This is a genomic window from Streptococcus sp. 9.1(2021), assembly GCF_030466425.1.
Taxonomy (GTDB): Bacteria; Bacillota; Bacilli; order Lactobacillales; family Streptococcaceae; genus Streptococcus; species Streptococcus wuxiensis.
On the sequence record NZ_JAGQFU010000001.1, the window covers coordinates 287,411 to 305,177 of the forward strand.

Consider the following 17,767-nt stretch of genomic DNA (forward strand, 5'->3'; position numbering starts at 1 on the left):
CACGCCGAATCGCCCCTTTGTATCTTATATGAGTAATATCCAAAATATGTCCTTGGAGGACATCATGGGAGAGCGCTTTGGTCGCTACTCCAAATATATCATTCAAGACCGGGCTTTGCCAGACATTCGGGATGGATTGAAGCCGGTTCAACGCCGTATTCTTTATTCTATGAATAAGGATGGCAATACTTTTGACAAGAGCTACCGTAAGTCAGCCAAGTCTGTCGGGAACATTATGGGGAATTTCCACCCACACGGAGATTCTTCTATCTATGACGCCATGGTTCGTATGTCTCAGGACTGGAAGAACCGTGAGATTCTAGTTGAAATGCACGGAAACAACGGTTCCATGGACGGAGATCCACCTGCAGCAATGCGTTATACGGAAGCTCGTTTATCAGAGATTGCTGGTTATCTTCTTCAGGATATCGAGAAAAAGACAGTTCCCTTTGCTTGGAACTTTGACGATACCGAGAAAGAGCCAACAGTCTTGCCAGCGGCTTTTCCAAACCTTTTGGTCAATGGGTCAACTGGTATTTCAGCTGGTTATGCCACAGATATTCCACCACATAATTTGGCAGAGGTTATCGATGCGACAGTCTATATGATTGATCACCCAACTGCTAAGGTTGAAAAGCTCATGGAATTCTTGCCTGGGCCAGACTTTCCTACAGGAGCGATCATCCAAGGTCGTGACGAGATCAAAAAGGCCTATGAAACTGGTAAGGGTCGCGTGGTCGTTCGTTCCAAGACTGAAATTGAGAAGTTAAAAGGTGGTAAGGAACAAATCGTTATCACTGAGATTCCCTATGAGATTAATAAGGCTAACTTAGTCAAGAAAATTGATGAAGTTCGTGTCAATAACAAGGTAGCAGGAATTGCTGAGGTTCGAGATGAGTCTGACCGTGACGGTCTTCGCATTGCTATCGAACTCAAGAAAGATGCGAACACAGAGCTTGTTCTCAACTATCTTTTCAAGTATACAGACTTGCAAATCAACTACAACTTCAACATGGTTGCGATTGACAATTTCACCCCTCGTCAGGTTGGAATTGTGCCTATCTTATCTAGCTATATTGCCCACCGTCGTGAGGTCATCTTGGCACGTTCTCGCTTTGACAAGGAAAAGGCTGAAAAACGTCTCCATATCGTGGAAGGTTTGATTCGTGTCATCTCTATTTTAGATGAAGTCATTGCTCTTATCCGTGCTTCTGAGAACAAAGCTGATGCCAAGGAAAACCTCAAGGTCAGTTATGATTTTACTGAAGAGCAGGCTGAAGCTATTGTTACCTTGCAACTATACCGTTTGACCAATACAGACGTAGTTGTCTTGCAGGAAGAAGAAGCAGAGCTTCGCGAAAAAATTGCTATGCTGGCGGCTATCATCGGTGACGAACGGACTATGTACAATCTCATGAAAAAAGAACTTCGTGAGGTCAAGAGACAGTTTGCGACACCTCGTTTGAGTTCTTTAGAAGATACAGCAAAAGTGATCGAAATTGATACAGCTAGCCTTATCGCAGAGGAAGATACCTATGTCAGCGTGACGAAGGCTGGCTATATCAAGCGTACTAGCCCTCGCTCTTTCTCAGCTTCAACCTTAGAGGAAATTGGTAAACGGGATGATGACCGATTGCTATTTATCCAATCTGTTAAGACAACTCAACATCTCTTAATCTTTACGACACTAGGAAATGTTATCTACCGTCCTGTCCATGAATTAGCAGATATTCGTTGGAAGGATATCGGGGAGCACTTGAGTCAAACGATTACCAACTTTGAAACCAATGAAGAAGTGCTATACGTAGAAGTTGTGGATCAGTTTGATGACGCGACGACCTACTTTGCAGCGACTCGCCTTGGACAAATCAAGCGTGTCGAACGTAAAGAATTCTCTCCATGGAGAACCTATCGTTCTAAGTCTGTCAAATATGCTAAGTTGAAAGATGATAGTGACCAAATTGTAGCTGTTGCACCAATCAAGCTTGATGATGTTCTATTAATCAGTAAAAATGGCTATGCTCTTCGCTTTAATATCGAAGAGGTTCCAGTTGTAGGAGCTAAGGCTGCAGGGGTCAAAGCCATGAACTTGAAAGCAGATGATGAGCTTCAAGCTGCCTTTATCTGCAACACTTCATCCTTCTATCTGTTAACGCAACGTGGAAGTTTGAAACGTGTTTCAACAGAGGAAATTCCAGCAACTAGTCGCGCTAAGCGTGGTCTTCAAGTTCTGAGAGAATTGAAGAGTAAACCACATCGCGTCTTCTTGGCCGGTTCTGTCTCAGAACAAGGATTTATCGGAGATCTCTTCAGTACAGAAGTAGAAGATGGCGAACAAACTCTGGTTGTTCAATCAAATAATGGAACGATTTACGAATCAATCCTACAAGATTTGAATCTATCAGAGCGCACAAGTAATGGAAGCTTTATCTCAGATACTATTTCAGACGAGGAAGTTTTCGATGCCTATCTCAAAGAAGTCTTTAAAGAAGAAAAAGATAATTAATAAGAAAATCAGTCCTAGTGACTGATTTTTTATAAATAAAATTTTCAGAAAATTACAAATAATACTTGAATTTTTAGGAGAATAGTGTAGAATAGAACACAAAGCTTGATTAGAATAAAGGAGATTGTCATGACCGTTACGATTGATTGGGAAAATCTCGGTTTTTCCTATATGAAACTACCTTATCGTTATATCGCTTATTTTAAAAATGGACAATGGTCTCAAGGAGAATTAACAGAAGATGCAACCTTGCATATTTCAGAATCATCTCCAAGCCTTCACTATGGACAGCAAGCATTTGAAGGATTGAAAGCCTATCGTACAAAAGATGGCAGTATTCAACTCTTCCGTCCAGATGAAAATGCTAAACGTCTGCAACGTACCTGTGATCGTCTCTTGATGCCACAAGTGCCAACAGAAATGTTTGTAGAGGCTTGTAAGTCAGTAGTTCGAGCTAATGAAGAATACGTACCACCTTACGGAACTGGTGGAACTCTTTATCTTCGTCCGCTCTTGATTGGTGTCGGAGACATCATCGGGGTAAAACCAGCCGAGGAGTATATTTTTACCATCTTTGCTATGCCAGTTGGAAATTACTTTAAGGGTGGATTGGTTCCAACAAACTTCTTGATTCAAGATGAGTATGACCGTGCTGCACCGAATGGAACAGGAGCTGCCAAGGTCGGTGGTAACTATGCAGCTAGTCTTTTGCCAGGAAAAATGGCTAAATCCCGTCATTTCTCAGATGTTATTTATCTAGACCCATCAACCCACACTAAGATTGAAGAAGTTGGTTCAGCAAACTTCTTTGGAATTACAGCTGATAATGAGTTTGTTACCCCATTGAGTCCGTCAATTTTGCCATCAATTACCAAGTATTCATTGCTTTACTTGGCAGAGCATCGTTTAGGCTTGAAACCTGTCGAGGGAGATGTACCAATTGATAGTCTGGATCGATTTGTAGAAGCAGGTGCTTGTGGAACAGCAGCAGTAATCTCACCTATTGGGGGAATCCAACGCGGTGATGATTTCCATGTTTTCTACAGTGAAACAGAGGTTGGTCCAGTGACTCGTAAACTATACGATGAATTGACAGGTATCCAATTTGGTGACATTAAAGCGCCAGAAGGCTGGATTGTAAAAGTAGATTAAACATTATTAAAGGAGATCTTTATGAAAACGAAAAAGTGGATGTTAACAGCAGGAGTTGTCCTGAGTACAGTAGTTCTTCTTGTGGCTTGTGGTAAAGCTGATAAAGAAGCAGATGCGCCTACAACCTTCTCTTATGTCTATGGAGTAGACCCATCATCTTTGGACTACAGTATTGCAACTCGTACTTCAACAACGGATATTATTGGTAACGTTGTTGACGGATTGTTGGAAAACGACGAATATGGAAATTTGGTTCCTTCACTAGCAGAAGACTGGAGTGTTTCGCAAGACGGTTTGACTTATACTTATAAACTTCGTAAAGGAGTTAAATGGTATACTTCAGAGGGTGAAGAATACGCTGAAGTAACTGCGCATGACTTTGTTACAGGATTGAAACACGTTGCAGATGGTAAATCAGACGGTGTCACTCTTATTCAAAACTCCATCAAAGGCTTGAATGAATATATGACTGGTGAGACTAATGACTTCTCTACAGTTGGAGTTAAGGCATTGGATGACTACACAGTCCAGTATACTCTGAATGCACCTGAAAGTTTCTGGAATTCGAAAGTGACTTCAGCAACCATGTTGCCGGTAAACGAGGAATTCCTCAAAGCTTCAGGTAAGAACTACGGAGCAGTAAGTCCATCTGGAATTCTTTATAACGGTCCGTATATCCTGAAGACATTGACTTCAAAATCTTTAATCGAATACGAAAAGAACCCAAATTATTGGGATAAAGAGAAGGTTAAAATTGAGAAAGTAAAATTGACCTACTATGATGGTTCGGACCAAGAATCATTAATCCGTAGCTTCTCTTCAGGTGTTTATACAACAGCTCGTATCTTCCCAAGTAGCTCAAACTTTGCTTCTACTTTGGAACAATACGGAGATAAAATCACATATAGTCCACAGGATTCAACTAGTTACTACTTTACCTTTAACGTAAACCGTCAATCATACAATAAGACAGCAAAAACAAGTGAAGAACAAAAAACTTCCACAAAAGAAGCAATGTTGAACAAGGACTTCCGTCAAGCAATCAACTTTGCCTTCAACCGTCATTCTTATGCCGCACAACTTAATGGTGAAGATGGTGCGGATAAGATTATTCGTAATAGCTTAGTACCAGATAATTTCGTTCAATCTGGTGGTAAAAACTTTGGTGATATTGCTCAAGCAGAATTGGTTAACTACGGCGACCAATGGAAAGGCGTTGAGCTTGTAGACGGAAAAGATACCATCTACAATCCTGATAAAGCCAAAGCTTCGTTTGAGAAAGCTAAGAAAGAATTGGAAGCAAAAGGTGTAACCTTCCCAATTCACTTGGATGTTCCAGTTGAACAGACAGATACAATTGCTGTTCAACAAAGCAATTCCTTTAAACAATCAATCGAGTCAACTCTTGGTTCTGAAAATGTCGTGATTGATGTTCTTCAGATGACTGACAATGAGAAGGAAAGTATTACATCTCAAGCACGTGTTCCTGCTCAGAAAGACTATGACTTGAATAGCACTGGTTGGGCTCCAAGCTATCAAGACCCAGCAAGTTATCTAAATATCATGGATCCTAAAACTGGTTCTGCTATGAAACACCTTGGTATTACGAAAGGTAAAGACAAGGAAGTAGTAGCTCAACTTGGTCTAGACGAATATAAGAAACTCTTGGATGATGCAGTTTCTGAAACAAACGATTTGGACAAGAGATATGAAAAATATGCTAAAGCTCAAGCATGGCTCACTGATAGCTCTCTCTTAATGCCAACCGCTTCATCAGGTGGTTCACCAGTTGTCAGCAACGTTGTTCCTTTCTCTAAACCATACTCACAAGTAGGTATTAAGGGTGATCCATATATCTTCAAGGGAATGAAATTACAAAAAGAAATTGTATCTGCTAAAGAATATCAAGCAGCTCTTGAAAAATGGCAAAAAGAAAAATTGGAATCAAACAGTAAATACCAAAAAGAACTAGAAAGTCATGTCAAATAAAACAGACTAGTATTTTTGGAATAAAGGGGCCTATATGGAATGGATTAAACTAATAGGGATAGTTATCATTGTGGTTGGTTTTATCTATAAATTGGATACCATCGCAACGGTAGTCTTAGCTAGTTTAGTTACAGCTCTAGTTTCTGGAGTTTCTCTTGTTGAGTTCTTGGAAATTTTAGGAAGAGAATTTAGCAATCAACGAGTTCTTACGATTTTCATGGTAACCTTGCCCTTGGTTGGTTTATCTGAAACTTTTGGACTCAAGCAACGTTCAATTGACTTAATTCAAAAGATTAAAGGACTGACCGTAGGAAGTTTTTATACAATTTATTTCTTTTTTCGGGAACTCGACGGGTTCTTTGCCATTCGTCTAGGAGGGCAGCCGCAGTTTGTAAGGCCTCTGGTTCAACCCATGGGACAAGCAGCGGCAGAGTCACAATTAGGTAGAAAATTAACGGAGCAGGAGAGCGAAGCGCTAAAAGCGCGTGCAGCAGCAAATGATAATTTTGCAAATTTCTTTGCTCAGAACACTTTCGTTGGTGCAGGTGGTGTCCTCTTGGTGGGGGGCACTCTGGACCAATTAGGTTACGAAAGTAATTATGCAGGTATCGCTTCGGCTTCTCTTATTGTTGCAGGAGTTGCCTTGCTTGTGGTAGGGCTGTACAATTACTTATTTGATAGAAAATTGCTAGCGAATAAGCTTAGTAAAGGAAAAGATGAATGACCAATCTAGCAAGACAGTTATTAGAGTTAACCTATATTGTGATTGGTTGTCAATTTCTTCACACGGCCTATTGTAGTTCTAAAGACAAAACAAACCCAGTTCGATATGGAACAGCTGGGTTTTGGGCTTTATTGGGCATCAGTTTTATCGGTGGTTCTTATCTACCTTCTATCTGTATTGGAGTTATCGTAGTGCTCTTAGCCCTACTAACACTCTTTAAACAGGTTCGTATCGGAACCTTACCGTCTCTGGATGAAGTCAAGGCAAACTTTGAAGCTAAACGGTTGAAGAATAAAATTTTTATTCCGGTCATGCTGATGGCTTTGATTGCTTTAGTATTAGCAAAAATGATCCCTGAGTTTAGTAAGATTGCTATCAGTCTTGCAGCATTTTTAGCAACCATTTCTCTTTTATTGATTACTAAGAGTTCTCCTAAAAGCTTATTATCAGAAAACAATCGCATGGTTCAGCAAGTCTCAACTAGTGGGATTGTTCCCCAACTTTTAGGAGCTTTGGGGGCTATTTTTACTGTAGCTGGAGTTGGAGATTTAATGTCACATCTGATAAGTGGTTTTGTGCCTTCGGGGAGTCGGTTGATGGGTGTAGTGGCTTATGTCCTTGGTATGGTTCTATTTTCAATGATTATGGGAAATGCCTTTGCGGCCTTTACTGTCATTACTGCTGGAATTGGTGTTCCCTTTGTATTTTCCTTGGGAGCAGATCCAATCGTGGCGGGTGCTCTTGCTATGACAGCAGGTTGTTGTGGGACTCTATTAACCCCAATGGCTGCCAATTTCAATACATTACCTGTAGCCCTTTTGGATATGAAAGATCCAAATGGCGTTATCAAAGCGCAAGTAGGAGTAGCTATTGTCATGATTATCATACATGTATTTCTGATGTACTTTTTGGCATTTTAGTAAAGGAAATAAAATGAAAATATTAGTTACAGGATTTGATCCTTTTGGTGGTGAAAAGGTTAATCCAGCTCTAGAAGCAGTTAAATCATTACCTTCTGAAATCAATGGTGCAGAGCTTCATTGGGTAGAAATCCCAACGGTATTTTATAAATCAGCAGAGGTTTTAGAAGCAGAAATAAATCGATACCATCCAGATGTTGTGCTTTGCATCGGACAAGCAGGAGGAAGAGCTGCTTTAACTCCTGAGAGAGTTGCTATCAATCAAGATGATGCTAGAATTCCAGATAACCAAGGAAATCAACCGATTGACACTCCAATTCGCCTTGATGGAGAAGTTGCCTACTTTAGCAAGCTCCCTATCAAAGCAATGGTACAAGCCATAAAAGAAGAAGGGCTGCCTGCAGCAGTATCCAATTCAGCAGGAACCTTTGTTTGCAATCATCTGATGTATCAGGCTCTCTATTTAGTGGATAAGAAATTCCCTAATATGAGGGCAGGATTTATGCATATTCCCTATATGACAGAACAAGTGGTAAATAAGCCTAATACTGCATCCATGTGCTTAAGAGATATTGTCCGAGGTATCGAAGTTGCTATAGGTGCTATCGTAGACCATAAAGATAAAGATCTGAAGTTGGTCGGAGGGACGACTCACTAATGATTCAATTTTCAAATTAAAAAAATTTCTATTTTATTCCTTAAACTCTCTATCAAGATAAGCTTGATAGAGAGTTTTTTCTTGCTAGATTAGGGAATTTCTTGTAAAATAGATAAAGTGAAAAGAGGTATGGTATGAGTAAAAAAGATAAAAAAATTGAGATTCAATTATCAGATGCTAAAGTAGTAGTTGGAAAAGATAAGTTCGCTGGTTATACTTTAATGATTGGTAAAAAATTAATCGGTGAAATTGCCGAACTAGATGACCAATTTGCAATCATAAAGAATGGAAATGTCGATAGTTTTTACAAGAATCTTGAAAAAGCTGTGGAAATATTGATTGAGAACTATAATTTAGCAAAATAATGCTTGTTTTTTGCAAATTTTCATGATATAATAGTTTTCGTTGATTGTCGGAGAGATAGCGAAGAGGCTAAACGCGGCGGACTGTAAATCCGCTCCTTCGGGTTCGGGGGTTCGAATCCCTCTCTCTCCATATCATCAATGGGGTATAGCCAAGCGGTAAGGCAAGGGACTTTGACTCCCTCATGCGTTGGTTCGAATCCAGCTACCCCAGTTCTTAGGTAATAAATTCAAGATAAAAAGAAAAATATCTTAGGGTATTTTATTTTTATAATTGAAGGACGTTCGAGATGTTCATGTCGTTGCGGGTGCTTAGGAAAAAAATTATAAGTATGTCAAGTTTAAAAGACTTGATTGTTGGAGGATTTTTTAGATGAATGAATTTGAAGATTTGCTAAATAGCGTTAGCCAAGTTGAACCTGGTGATGTTGTTAGTGCTGAAGTATTGACAGTTGATGCTAATCAAGCTAACGTTGCAATCTCTGGAACTGGTGTTGAAGGTGTCTTGACTCTTCGCGAATTGACAAACGATCGCGATGCAGATATCAATGACTTTGTAAAAGTAGGTGAAGTATTTGATGTTCTTGTACTTCGTCAAGTAGTTGGTAAAGATACTGATACAGTAACATACCTTGTATCTAAAAAACGCCTTGAAGCTCGCAAAGCATGGGACAAACTTGTAGGACGCGAAGAAGAAGTTGTTACAGTTAAAGGAACTCGCGCTGTTAAAGGTGGACTTTCAGTAGAATTTGAAGGTTTGCGTGGATTTATCCCAGCTTCAATGTTGGATACTCGTTTCGTACGTAACACTGAGCGTTTTGTAGGTCAAGAATTTGAAGCTAAAATCAAAGAAGTTGACCCTAAAGAAAACCGCTTCATCCTTTCACGTCGTGAAGTTGTAGAAGCAGCTACTGCAGCAGCTCGTGCAGAAGTTTTCGGTAAATTGGCTGCTGGTGATGTAGTAACTGGTAAAGTTGCTCGTATCACAAGCTTCGGTGCTTTCATCGACCTTGGTGGTGTTGATGGATTGGTTCACTTGACTGAATTGTCACACGAACGTAACGTTTCTCCAAAATCAGTTGTAACTGTTGGTGAAGAAGTAGAAGTGAAAATCCTTGACCTTAACGAAGAAGAAGGACGTGTATCACTTTCACTTAAAGCAACAACACCTGGACCATGGGATGGCGTTGAGCAAAAATTGGCTAAAGGTGACGTTGTAGAAGGTACAGTTAAACGTTTGACTGACTTCGGTGCATTTGTTGAAGTATTGCCAGGTATCGATGGACTTGTTCACGTATCACAAATTTCACACAAACGTATTGAAAATCCAAAAGAAGCTCTTACAGTTGGTCAAGAAGTTACTGTTAAAGTTCTTGATGTTAATGCTGATGCAGAACGTGTATCACTTTCTATCAAAGCTCTTGAAGAGCGTCCAGCTCAAGAAGAAGGACAAAACGAAGAAAAACGTGCTCCACGTCCACGTCGTCCAAAACGTCAAGAAAAACGTGACTTTGAACTTCCTGAAACTCAAACAGGATTCTCAATGGCTGACTTGTTCGGAGACATCGAACTTTAATCAATCAGAACTAATTATAAATCCTTTGTTGTAAAACAAGGGATTTTTCTTTTTTCAACTAGTATTTTTTGATATAATGGATTTATGTTACATTCCGAAAAAAAATCAATTTACCAAATTGTAAATGAACAACTCTCTAGTCTTTTAGAAGGTGAGACCAATGTGTTGGCTAATCTATCAAATGCCAGTGCTCTCTTAAAAATGAACTTTCCTCGTACTGTCTTTGCAGGTTTCTATTTATATGACGGAAATGAGCTTATTTTAGGCCCTTTTCAGGGTGGAGTCTCATGTGTTAGAATTGCGCTCGGAAAAGGAGTTTGCGGTGAGTCAGCGGCTGGCCGTCAAACAGTCATCGTTGGTGATGTCAAGACTTATCCAAACTATATTTCTTGTGATAGTAGTGCTCGTAGCGAGATCGTACTTCCAATGGTAAAAAATGGACAGCTTCTAGGTGTATTAGATTTGGACTCATCTCATATTGATGATTATGATGAAATGGATCAGAAGTATTTAGAAGAGTTTGTGTCCATTTTACTAGATAAGACAGAATGGAAATTTTCAATGTTTGAGGAGAAGGCATAATGTATCAGGCGCTTTATCGAAAATATAGAAGTCAAAATTTTTCACAGTTAGTAGGCCAGGAAGTTGTTGCTAGAACTCTTAAACAGGCTGTAGAACAGGATAAGATTAGTCACGCCTATCTCTTTTCAGGGCCTCGTGGAACTGGTAAGACTAGTGTGGCTAAGATTTTTGCTAAGGCTATGAACTGCCCTAATCAAGTAGGGGGAGAACCTTGTAATAACTGTTATATCTGTCAAGCTGTTACGGATGGAAGTTTAGAAGACGTTATCGAAATGGATGCTGCTTCTAATAATGGTGTTGATGAAATTCGTGATATTCGTGATAAATCAACCTATGCTCCAAGTATAGCTCAGTATAAGGTTTATATCATTGATGAGGTTCATATGCTTTCGACAGGTGCCTTTAATGCTCTTTTGAAAACACTGGAAGAACCAACTCCAAATGTAGTCTTTATTTTGGCAACGACTGAGCTTCATAAAATTCCTGCAACTATTTTGTCTCGTGTTCAACGATTTGAGTTCAAGTCCATTAAGACTCAGGATATTCGAGATCATATCTTCCAGATTTTAGAAAAAGAAGGGATTGATTACGAAACAGAAGCTGTTGAAATTATTGCTCGACGAGCTGAGGGTGGTATGCGGGATGCCTTGTCAATTCTAGACCAGGCATTAAGCTTAACCCAAGAAGCTACATTGACAACTGCAGTCTCAGAAGAAATCACTGGTACCATTAGTTTAAGTGCCTTGGATCATTACGTAGCTGCTTTAGCTCAAAAGGATGTACCGGGAGCCCTTCAAAATCTTGATCTGATTTTTGAGAATGGAAAGAGCATGACACGTTTTGTAGTCGATTTGCTGCAATATCTCCGTGATATCTTAATTGTTCAAGCAGGCGGAGAAAATATACATCATAGTGATGCATTTGAGAGAAACTTAGCTCTTCCGCAGGATGTCTTGTTTGAGATGATTAGTCTTGCTACTAGAAGTCTAGCTGATATTAAGGCTAGCCTACAACCTAAAATTTATGCCGAAATGATGACTATTCGTTTAGCAGAAATTGATTCTCAATCAGAGCTTTCAGGTGAGGTGGCTGAGGAATTGTCTTCTCTTCGAGAAGAAGTTGTACGATTGAAACAAGCTCTTGCCAATGTTGGTTCTAATCCCAAACAAACTGTTTCTACACCAAGTCGTCCGACTAACAGTAAGTCAATCTATCGTGTAGACCGAAATAAGGTGCAGTCTATTCTTCAAGAAGCAGTAGAAAATCCAGACTTAGCTCGTCAAAACTTAATCCGTCTTCAGAATGCTTGGGGAGAAGTCATTGAAAGCTTATCTGGTCCAGATAAGGCACTCTTGGCTGGTTCTAAACCAGTTGCTGCTAATGAACATCATGCGATTTTGGCATTTGAATCTAACTTCAATGCTGGTCAAACCATGAAACGAGACAATCTAAACACTATGTTTGGCAATATTCTTAGTCGCGCTGCTGGATTTTCTCCGGAGATTCTTGCTATTTCTATGGAAGAATGGAAGGAAGTTCGAGCTGCATTTTCAAGCAGAGCCAAAGGTTCTCAAGAACAAGTCAATAAGGAAGAAACCGAAGAGTCCCTACTTCCTCAAGGCTTTGAATTTTTAGCAGATAAAGTGACTATAGCTGAAGATTAAAGGGAATTGGTGGTAAAAGACTATGAACAGACAACAATTTATTATCATGGCCTTCTTTACTGCTGCTGAGACTTATTTCTTTAATGAATCCATCATGGAGCAACGGTATATCGTGGCCTTGCTTTGGGCTATTTTGATCCTGAGAAATTTTCGCGTGAGTTATATCATGGGTAAAATTGTGAGCGCTATAGATGATCATTTTCAAGGGAAGAAGTAGCTCCTAGCTTCTAGACAAAATCAAAGCCTTTTAGGCTTTTTTTTGTTATACTATTAAGGTATATTTATTGACATTTTACTGTGTTTTTTTAGGGATTTAAAAAGGTTAAATTTCAGGTAAATACAGTAAAAAGGATGAAAAGAAAGGAACAATCATGTCAGTATTAGAGATCAAAGATCTTCACGTTGAAATTGAAGGAAAAGAAATTTTAAAAGGGGTCAATCTGACTCTTAAAACAGGGGAAATTGCAGCCATCATGGGACCAAATGGTACCGGTAAGTCTACTCTTTCAGCTGCTATTATGGGGAACCCAAACTATGAAGTCACTAAAGGTGAAGTCTTGTTTGACGGTGTAAACATCCTTGAATTGGAAGTGGATGAGCGTGCGCGTATGGGACTTTTCCTTGCCATGCAATATCCATCAGAAATTCCTGGGATTACAAATGCTGAGTTTCTTCGTGCAGCTATGAATGCTGGTAAAGAAGATGATGAGAAGATTTCAGTTCGTGAATTTATCACTAAGTTAGACGAAAAAATGGAATTGCTCAACATGAAAGAAGAAATGGCAGAGCGTTACCTCAACGAAGGTTTCTCAGGTGGTGAGAAAAAACGTAACGAAATTCTTCAACTCTTGATGTTGGAACCAACTTTCGCCCTCTTAGATGAGATTGACTCTGGTCTTGATATTGATGCCCTTAAAGTTGTCTCTAAAGGTGTGAATGCTATGCGTGGTGAAGGTTTTGGTGCTATGATCATTACTCACTACCAACGTCTTTTGAACTATATCACACCAGATGTGGTACACGTTATGATGGAAGGTCGTGTTGTTCTTTCTGGTGGTCCAGAATTGGCTGCACGCTTGGAACGTGAAGGATACGCGAAACTAGCTGAAGAACTTGGCTATGACTACAAGGAAGAATTGTAATTTCCTCGTATCTTTTAGGAGAAGTAAATGACTAAAGAAACTATTAAACTTTTTTCAGAAATGCACGCTGAACCAAGCTGGTTGTCAGACCTCCGTCAAAAAGCTTTTGATAAGATTGAGAGTTTGGAATTGCCAGTCATTGAGCGTGTAAAATTTCACCGTTGGAATCTTGGTGATGGTACCATCACAGAAAGTGAACCATCAGCAAATGTTCCTGATTTCACTGCTTTAGATAATCACTTGAAATTGGTGCAGGTTGGAACTCAAACAGTTTTTGAGCAAATTCCAGTTGAGTTGGCTGAACAAGGAGTGGTCTTTACAGACTTCCATTCGGCTTTAGAAGAAATTCCAGAACTCGTAGAAGAATTTTTCATGTCATCAGTAAAATACGACGATGACAAATTGGCAGCCTACCACACAGCTTACTTTAATAGTGGTGCTGTTCTCTATATTCCAGACAATGTCGAAATCACAGAACCAATCGAAGGAATTTTCTACCAAGACAGTGATAGTGATGTGCCATTTAACAAGCATATTCTGATCATTGCAGGTAAAAACTCTAAAATCAGCTACCTCGAACGTTTAGAATCACGCGGTGAGGGTAGTGCTAAGGCGACTGCTAATATCACAGTTGAAGTGATTGCACGTTCTGGTGCTCAAGTGAAGTTTGCGGCGATTGACCGTCTTGGTGAGAATGTTACTGCCTACATTAGCCGTCGTGGTAAATTAGGCAACGATGCAAGTATTGACTGGGCTATCGGTGTCATGAACGAAGGAAATGTCGTTGCTGACTTTGATAGTGACTTGATTGGTAATGGTAGCCATGCAGACCTGAAAGTTGTAGCACTTTCAAGCGGTCGTCAGGTACAGGGGATTGATACTCGAGTAACTAACTATGGTTGCAACTCTATCGGTAATATCCTTCAACATGGGGTTATCCTTGAAAAAGCAACTTTGACTTTCAATGGTATTGGCCACATCATCAAGGGTGCTAAGGGAGCAGATGCTCAGCAAGAAAGTCGTGTTCTCATGCTTTCTGACCAAGCGCGTTCCGATGCCAACCCAATTCTTTTAATTGATGAAAATGATGTTACTGCAGGGCATGCAGCGTCTATCGGTCAAGTTGATCCAGAAGATATGTACTATCTTATGAGCCGTGGATTGGACAAAGCCACTGCAGAACGTTTAGTTGTCCGTGGTTTCCTTGGCTCAGTTATTGTTGAGATCCCTGTCAAGGAAGTTCGTGATGAAATGATTGCGACGATCGAAGAAAAATTGTCAAAACGCTAAGGGGAAGTCTATGTTAGATGCAGAAGTGATTCGCAAGGATTTTCCGATTTTAGACCAGATTGTCAATGACGAACCTCTGGTTTATTTGGATAATGCTGCGACGACACAAAAACCACTAGCTGTTCTGGAAGCCATTAACCGCTACTATGAACAGGATAATGCAAATGTTCACCGAGGGGTTCACACCTTGGCAGAGCGTGCGACAGCATCTTATGAAGCTGCTCGTGAAACCATTGGTAAGTTTATCAACGCAGGTTCGACAAAGGAAGTACTCTTCACTAGAGGAACTACGACTAGTCTCAACTGGGTGGCACGTTTCGCTGAGGAAATCTTGACTGAGGGAGATCAGGTCTTGATTTCAGTCATGGAACACCATTCCAATATTATTCCATGGCAGGAAGCTTGCCGAAAGACTGGGGCAGAGCTTGTTTATGTCTATCTCAAAGATGGAGCTCTGGATATGGGTGACTTGCGTTCTAAATTGACTGACAAAGTTAAATTTGTTTCACTAGCTCACGCATCAAACGTTCTTGGAGTGGTTAATCCTATCGAAGAAATCACGCAAATGGCTCATCAAGTTGGAGCTATTATGGTGGTGGATGGTGCTCAGTCTACGCCTCATATGAAGATTGATGTCCAGGACTTGGATGTGGACTTCTTTGCCTTTTCAGGTCACAAGATGGCTGGTCCGACTGGTATTGGTGTTCTTTACGGTAAAGAAAAATATCTGGAGCAAATGTCACCTGTCGAGTTTGGCGGCGAGATGATTGATTTTGTTTACGAGCAATCTGCTAGTTGGAAGGAATTGCCTTGGAAATTCGAGGCTGGAACTCCCAATATGGCTGGTGCTATTGGACTTGCAGCTGCCGTGGATTATCTTGAAAAGATTGGTATGGACGTCATTGAAGCCCATGAACAAGAATTGATTGCATACGTCTATCCAAAATTGCAGGCAATTGAAGGATTGACCATTTACGGTTCGCAAGATTTGGCTCAACGTTCAGGTGTCATTGCCTTTAACCTAGGTGACCTTCATCCTCACGATCTTGCGACTGCTCTGGATTATGAAGGAGTAGCAGTTCGTGCCGGTCACCATTGCGCTCAACCTTTGCTCCAGTATTTGGACGTTCCAGCAACAGCTCGTGCAAGTTTTTATATCTACAATACTAAGGCAGACTGCGACAAGCTAGTCGATGCCTTACAAAAAACAAAGGAGTTTTTCAATGGCACTTTCTAAACTAGATAGCCTCTATATGGCAGTGGTAGCGGACCATTCGAAAAATCCCCATCATCAAGGAAAGTTAGAAGATGCTGAGCAAATCAGTCTCAACAATCCAACTTGTGGTGATGTCATCAATCTCTCTGTTAAGTTTGATGCAGAAGATCGTTTGGAAGATATTGCTTTTTTAAACTCAGGCTGTACCATTTCAACGGCCTCTGCTAGTATGATGACGGATGCAGTTTTAGGTAAGACCAAGCAAGAAATTTTAGAACTTGCAACCATTTTTTCTGAAATGGTTCAAGGGCAAAAAGATGACAGACAAGATAGTCTCGGCGACGCAGCTTTCCTGTCAGGAGTTGCCAAATTCCCTCAACGAATCAAATGCGCAACCCTAGCTTGGAATGCCCTTAAAAAAACAATTGAAGACCAAGAAAATAAATAAGACAAGCTTTCTTTGTCTTATAAATCATTAGAAATAAAGAATGAAAGAAAGGATATTATGGCTGAAGAAAGAGTAGAACCAAAACCAATTGATCTTGGTGAATATAAATTTGGTTTCCATGACGATGTAGAGCCTGTCCTATCGACAGGAAAAGGATTGAATGAAGATGTCATTCGTGAACTATCAGCAGCTAAGGGAGAACCTGAGTGGATGTTGGAATTCCGTTTGAAATCTTATGAAACCTTCAAAAAAATGCCCATGCAAACTTGGGGAGCAGATTTGTCAGAGATTGACTTTGATGACTTGATCTACTACCAAAAACCATCTGATAAACCAGCCCGTTCTTGGGATGACGTTCCTGAAAAAATCAAAGAAACCTTTGAACGAATCGGGATTCCTGAAGCTGAGCGTGCCTATCTAGCTGGAGCTTCTGCCCAGTATGAGTCAGAAGTGGTTTACCATAACATGAAGGAAGAATTTGAGAAGTTAGGAATTATCTTTACAGATACAGATTCTGCCCTCAAGGAATACCCGGACTTGTTTAAGCAATACTTTGCGAAATTAGTACCGCCGACAGATAACAAGTTGGCTGCCCTCAACTCAGCAGTATGGTCTGGCGGAACCTTCATTTATGTTCCTAAAGGAGTCAAGGTAGATATTCCACTTCAAACCTACTTCCGTATCAACAATGAAAATACTGGACAGTTTGAACGTACCTTAATCATCGTTGATGAGGGAGCAAGTGTCCACTACGTAGAAGGATGTACAGCGCCAACATATTCAAGCAACAGCTTGCATGCTGCTATTGTAGAAATATTTGCTTTGGACGGAGCTTATATGCGTTATACAACCATCCAAAACTGGTCTGATAACGTTTATAACTTGGTAACCAAACGTGCTAAAGCTTTGAAAGATGCGACTGTTGAGTGGATTGATGGAAACTTAGGTGCCAAAACAACTATGAAATATCCATCAGTTTACCTTGATGGAGAAGGAGCGCGTGGTACCATGCTTTCGATTGCCTTTGCCAATGCAGGGCAACACCAAGATACTGGTGCTAAGATGATCCACAATGCTCCACATACGAGCTCCTCTATCGTCTCTAAATCTATCGCTAAAGGTGGAGGAAAGGTTGACTACCGTGGACAAGTGACTTTCAACAAGAACTCTAAGAAATCTGTTTCTCACATCGAGTGTGATACCATTATCATGGATGACTTGTCAGCATCAGATACTATTCCATTTAATGAAATTCACAACTCACAAGTTGCTTTGGAGCACGAAGCCAAGGTATCTAAGATTTCAGAAGAACAACTCTATTACCTTATGAGCCGTGGTCTGTCAGAATCTGAAGCAACTGAAATGATTGTCATGGGATTTGTAGAGCCCTTCACCAAAGAACTTCCGATGGAGTATGCAGTTGAGCTTAACCGCTTGATTAGCTATGAAATGGAAGGGTCAGTTGGATAATCTTTATAAAAAAAACTGAGCAAATATTACATTTGTTCAGTTTTTTTAGATACAATTTTATAAATATT

At 40.2% G+C, this 17,767-nt stretch carries 16 protein-coding genes and 2 tRNA genes; all 18 read left to right on the forward strand.

What is annotated here, in order from left to right:
* Positions 1–28 precede the first annotated feature (28 nt).
* The 18 genes from parC to sufB all read left to right on the forward strand — a co-directional run bounded on the left by parC (position 29) and on the right by sufB (position 17,699).
* Positions 29–2,506 carry a DNA topoisomerase IV subunit A gene (parC, locus tag KBU52_RS01420; RefSeq protein ID WP_254735587.1) on the forward strand — a complete coding sequence of 826 codons (2,478 nt, stop codon included), beginning with the start codon at positions 29–31 and terminating at the stop codon, positions 2,504–2,506.
* A gap of 129 nt (positions 2,507–2,635) precedes the next feature.
* Complete coding sequence (locus KBU52_RS01425; RefSeq protein ID WP_254724077.1) at positions 2,636–3,658, forward strand: branched-chain amino acid aminotransferase; 1,023 nt, start codon at positions 2,636–2,638, stop codon at positions 3,656–3,658.
* Positions 3,659–3,679: 21 nt separating this feature from the next.
* On the forward strand, positions 3,680–5,647 hold the full coding sequence (locus KBU52_RS01430) for a peptide ABC transporter substrate-binding protein (RefSeq protein WP_254724078.1): 1,968 nt from the start codon (positions 3,680–3,682) through the stop codon (positions 5,645–5,647).
* Between the two features lie 34 nt (positions 5,648–5,681).
* Positions 5,682–6,371, forward strand: a complete 690-nt coding sequence (locus KBU52_RS01435) for an SP_0858 family membrane protein (RefSeq protein ID WP_036754553.1) — start codon at positions 5,682–5,684, stop codon at positions 6,369–6,371.
* Complete coding sequence (locus KBU52_RS01440) at positions 6,368–7,291, forward strand: SP_0859 family membrane protein (protein WP_036754559.1); 924 nt, start codon at positions 6,368–6,370, stop codon at positions 7,289–7,291. The genes KBU52_RS01435 and KBU52_RS01440 overlap by 4 nt, the downstream gene beginning before the upstream one ends.
* 13 nt (positions 7,292–7,304) lie before the next feature.
* Entirely contained in the window at positions 7,305–7,949 is a 645-nt protein-coding gene (pcp, locus tag KBU52_RS01445; RefSeq protein WP_254724079.1) for a pyroglutamyl-peptidase I, read from the forward strand.
* Positions 7,950–8,083: 134 nt separating this feature from the next.
* Positions 8,084–8,314 carry a DUF2969 domain-containing protein gene (locus KBU52_RS01450; protein WP_254724080.1) on the forward strand — a complete coding sequence of 77 codons (231 nt, stop codon included), beginning with the start codon at positions 8,084–8,086 and terminating at the stop codon, positions 8,312–8,314.
* 49 nt (positions 8,315–8,363) lie between these two features.
* A tRNA-Tyr gene (locus KBU52_RS01455) sits at positions 8,364–8,444 on the forward strand.
* A 9-nt stretch (positions 8,445–8,453) separates the two neighbouring features.
* Positions 8,454–8,525, forward strand: a tRNA-Gln gene (locus tag KBU52_RS01460).
* A gap of 159 nt (positions 8,526–8,684) precedes the next feature.
* On the forward strand, positions 8,685–9,887 hold the full coding sequence (gene rpsA, locus KBU52_RS01465) for a 30S ribosomal protein S1 (RefSeq protein WP_004253232.1): 1,203 nt from the start codon (positions 8,685–8,687) through the stop codon (positions 9,885–9,887).
* A gap of 84 nt (positions 9,888–9,971) precedes the next feature.
* Positions 9,972–10,469: a GAF domain-containing protein gene (locus tag KBU52_RS01470; RefSeq protein ID WP_254724081.1), complete on the forward strand. Its 498-nt coding sequence runs from the start codon at positions 9,972–9,974 to the stop codon at positions 10,467–10,469.
* Entirely contained in the window at positions 10,469–12,133 is a 1,665-nt protein-coding gene (gene dnaX / locus KBU52_RS01475) for a DNA polymerase III subunit gamma/tau (protein WP_254724082.1), read from the forward strand. The genes KBU52_RS01470 and dnaX overlap by 1 nt, the downstream gene beginning before the upstream one ends.
* A 22-nt stretch (positions 12,134–12,155) precedes the next feature.
* The gene (locus KBU52_RS01480) at positions 12,156–12,350 is read left to right on the forward strand and encodes a DUF3272 family protein (protein ID WP_006153320.1); all 195 of its coding nucleotides are present in this window, start codon (positions 12,156–12,158) and stop codon (positions 12,348–12,350) included.
* A 154-nt stretch (positions 12,351–12,504) separates the two neighbouring features.
* On the forward strand, positions 12,505–13,275 hold the full coding sequence (sufC, locus tag KBU52_RS01485) for a Fe-S cluster assembly ATPase SufC (protein ID WP_000114489.1): 771 nt from the start codon (positions 12,505–12,507) through the stop codon (positions 13,273–13,275).
* 27 nt (positions 13,276–13,302) lie between these two features.
* On the forward strand, positions 13,303–14,565 hold the full coding sequence (gene sufD / locus KBU52_RS01490; RefSeq protein ID WP_254724083.1) for a Fe-S cluster assembly protein SufD: 1,263 nt from the start codon (positions 13,303–13,305) through the stop codon (positions 14,563–14,565).
* A gap of 10 nt (positions 14,566–14,575) precedes the next feature.
* The gene (locus tag KBU52_RS01495) at positions 14,576–15,802 is read left to right on the forward strand and encodes a cysteine desulfurase (protein WP_254724084.1); all 1,227 of its coding nucleotides are present in this window, start codon (positions 14,576–14,578) and stop codon (positions 15,800–15,802) included.
* Complete coding sequence (gene sufU, locus KBU52_RS01500) at positions 15,789–16,229, forward strand: Fe-S cluster assembly sulfur transfer protein SufU (protein WP_006153239.1); 441 nt, start codon at positions 15,789–15,791, stop codon at positions 16,227–16,229. The genes KBU52_RS01495 and sufU overlap by 14 nt, the downstream gene beginning before the upstream one ends.
* Before the next feature lie 57 nt (positions 16,230–16,286).
* A complete protein-coding gene (gene sufB / locus KBU52_RS01505; RefSeq protein ID WP_000797046.1) occupies positions 16,287–17,699 on the forward strand; it encodes a Fe-S cluster assembly protein SufB in 1,413 nt (470 codons plus the stop codon).
* Positions 17,700–17,767: the final 68 nt, after the last annotated feature.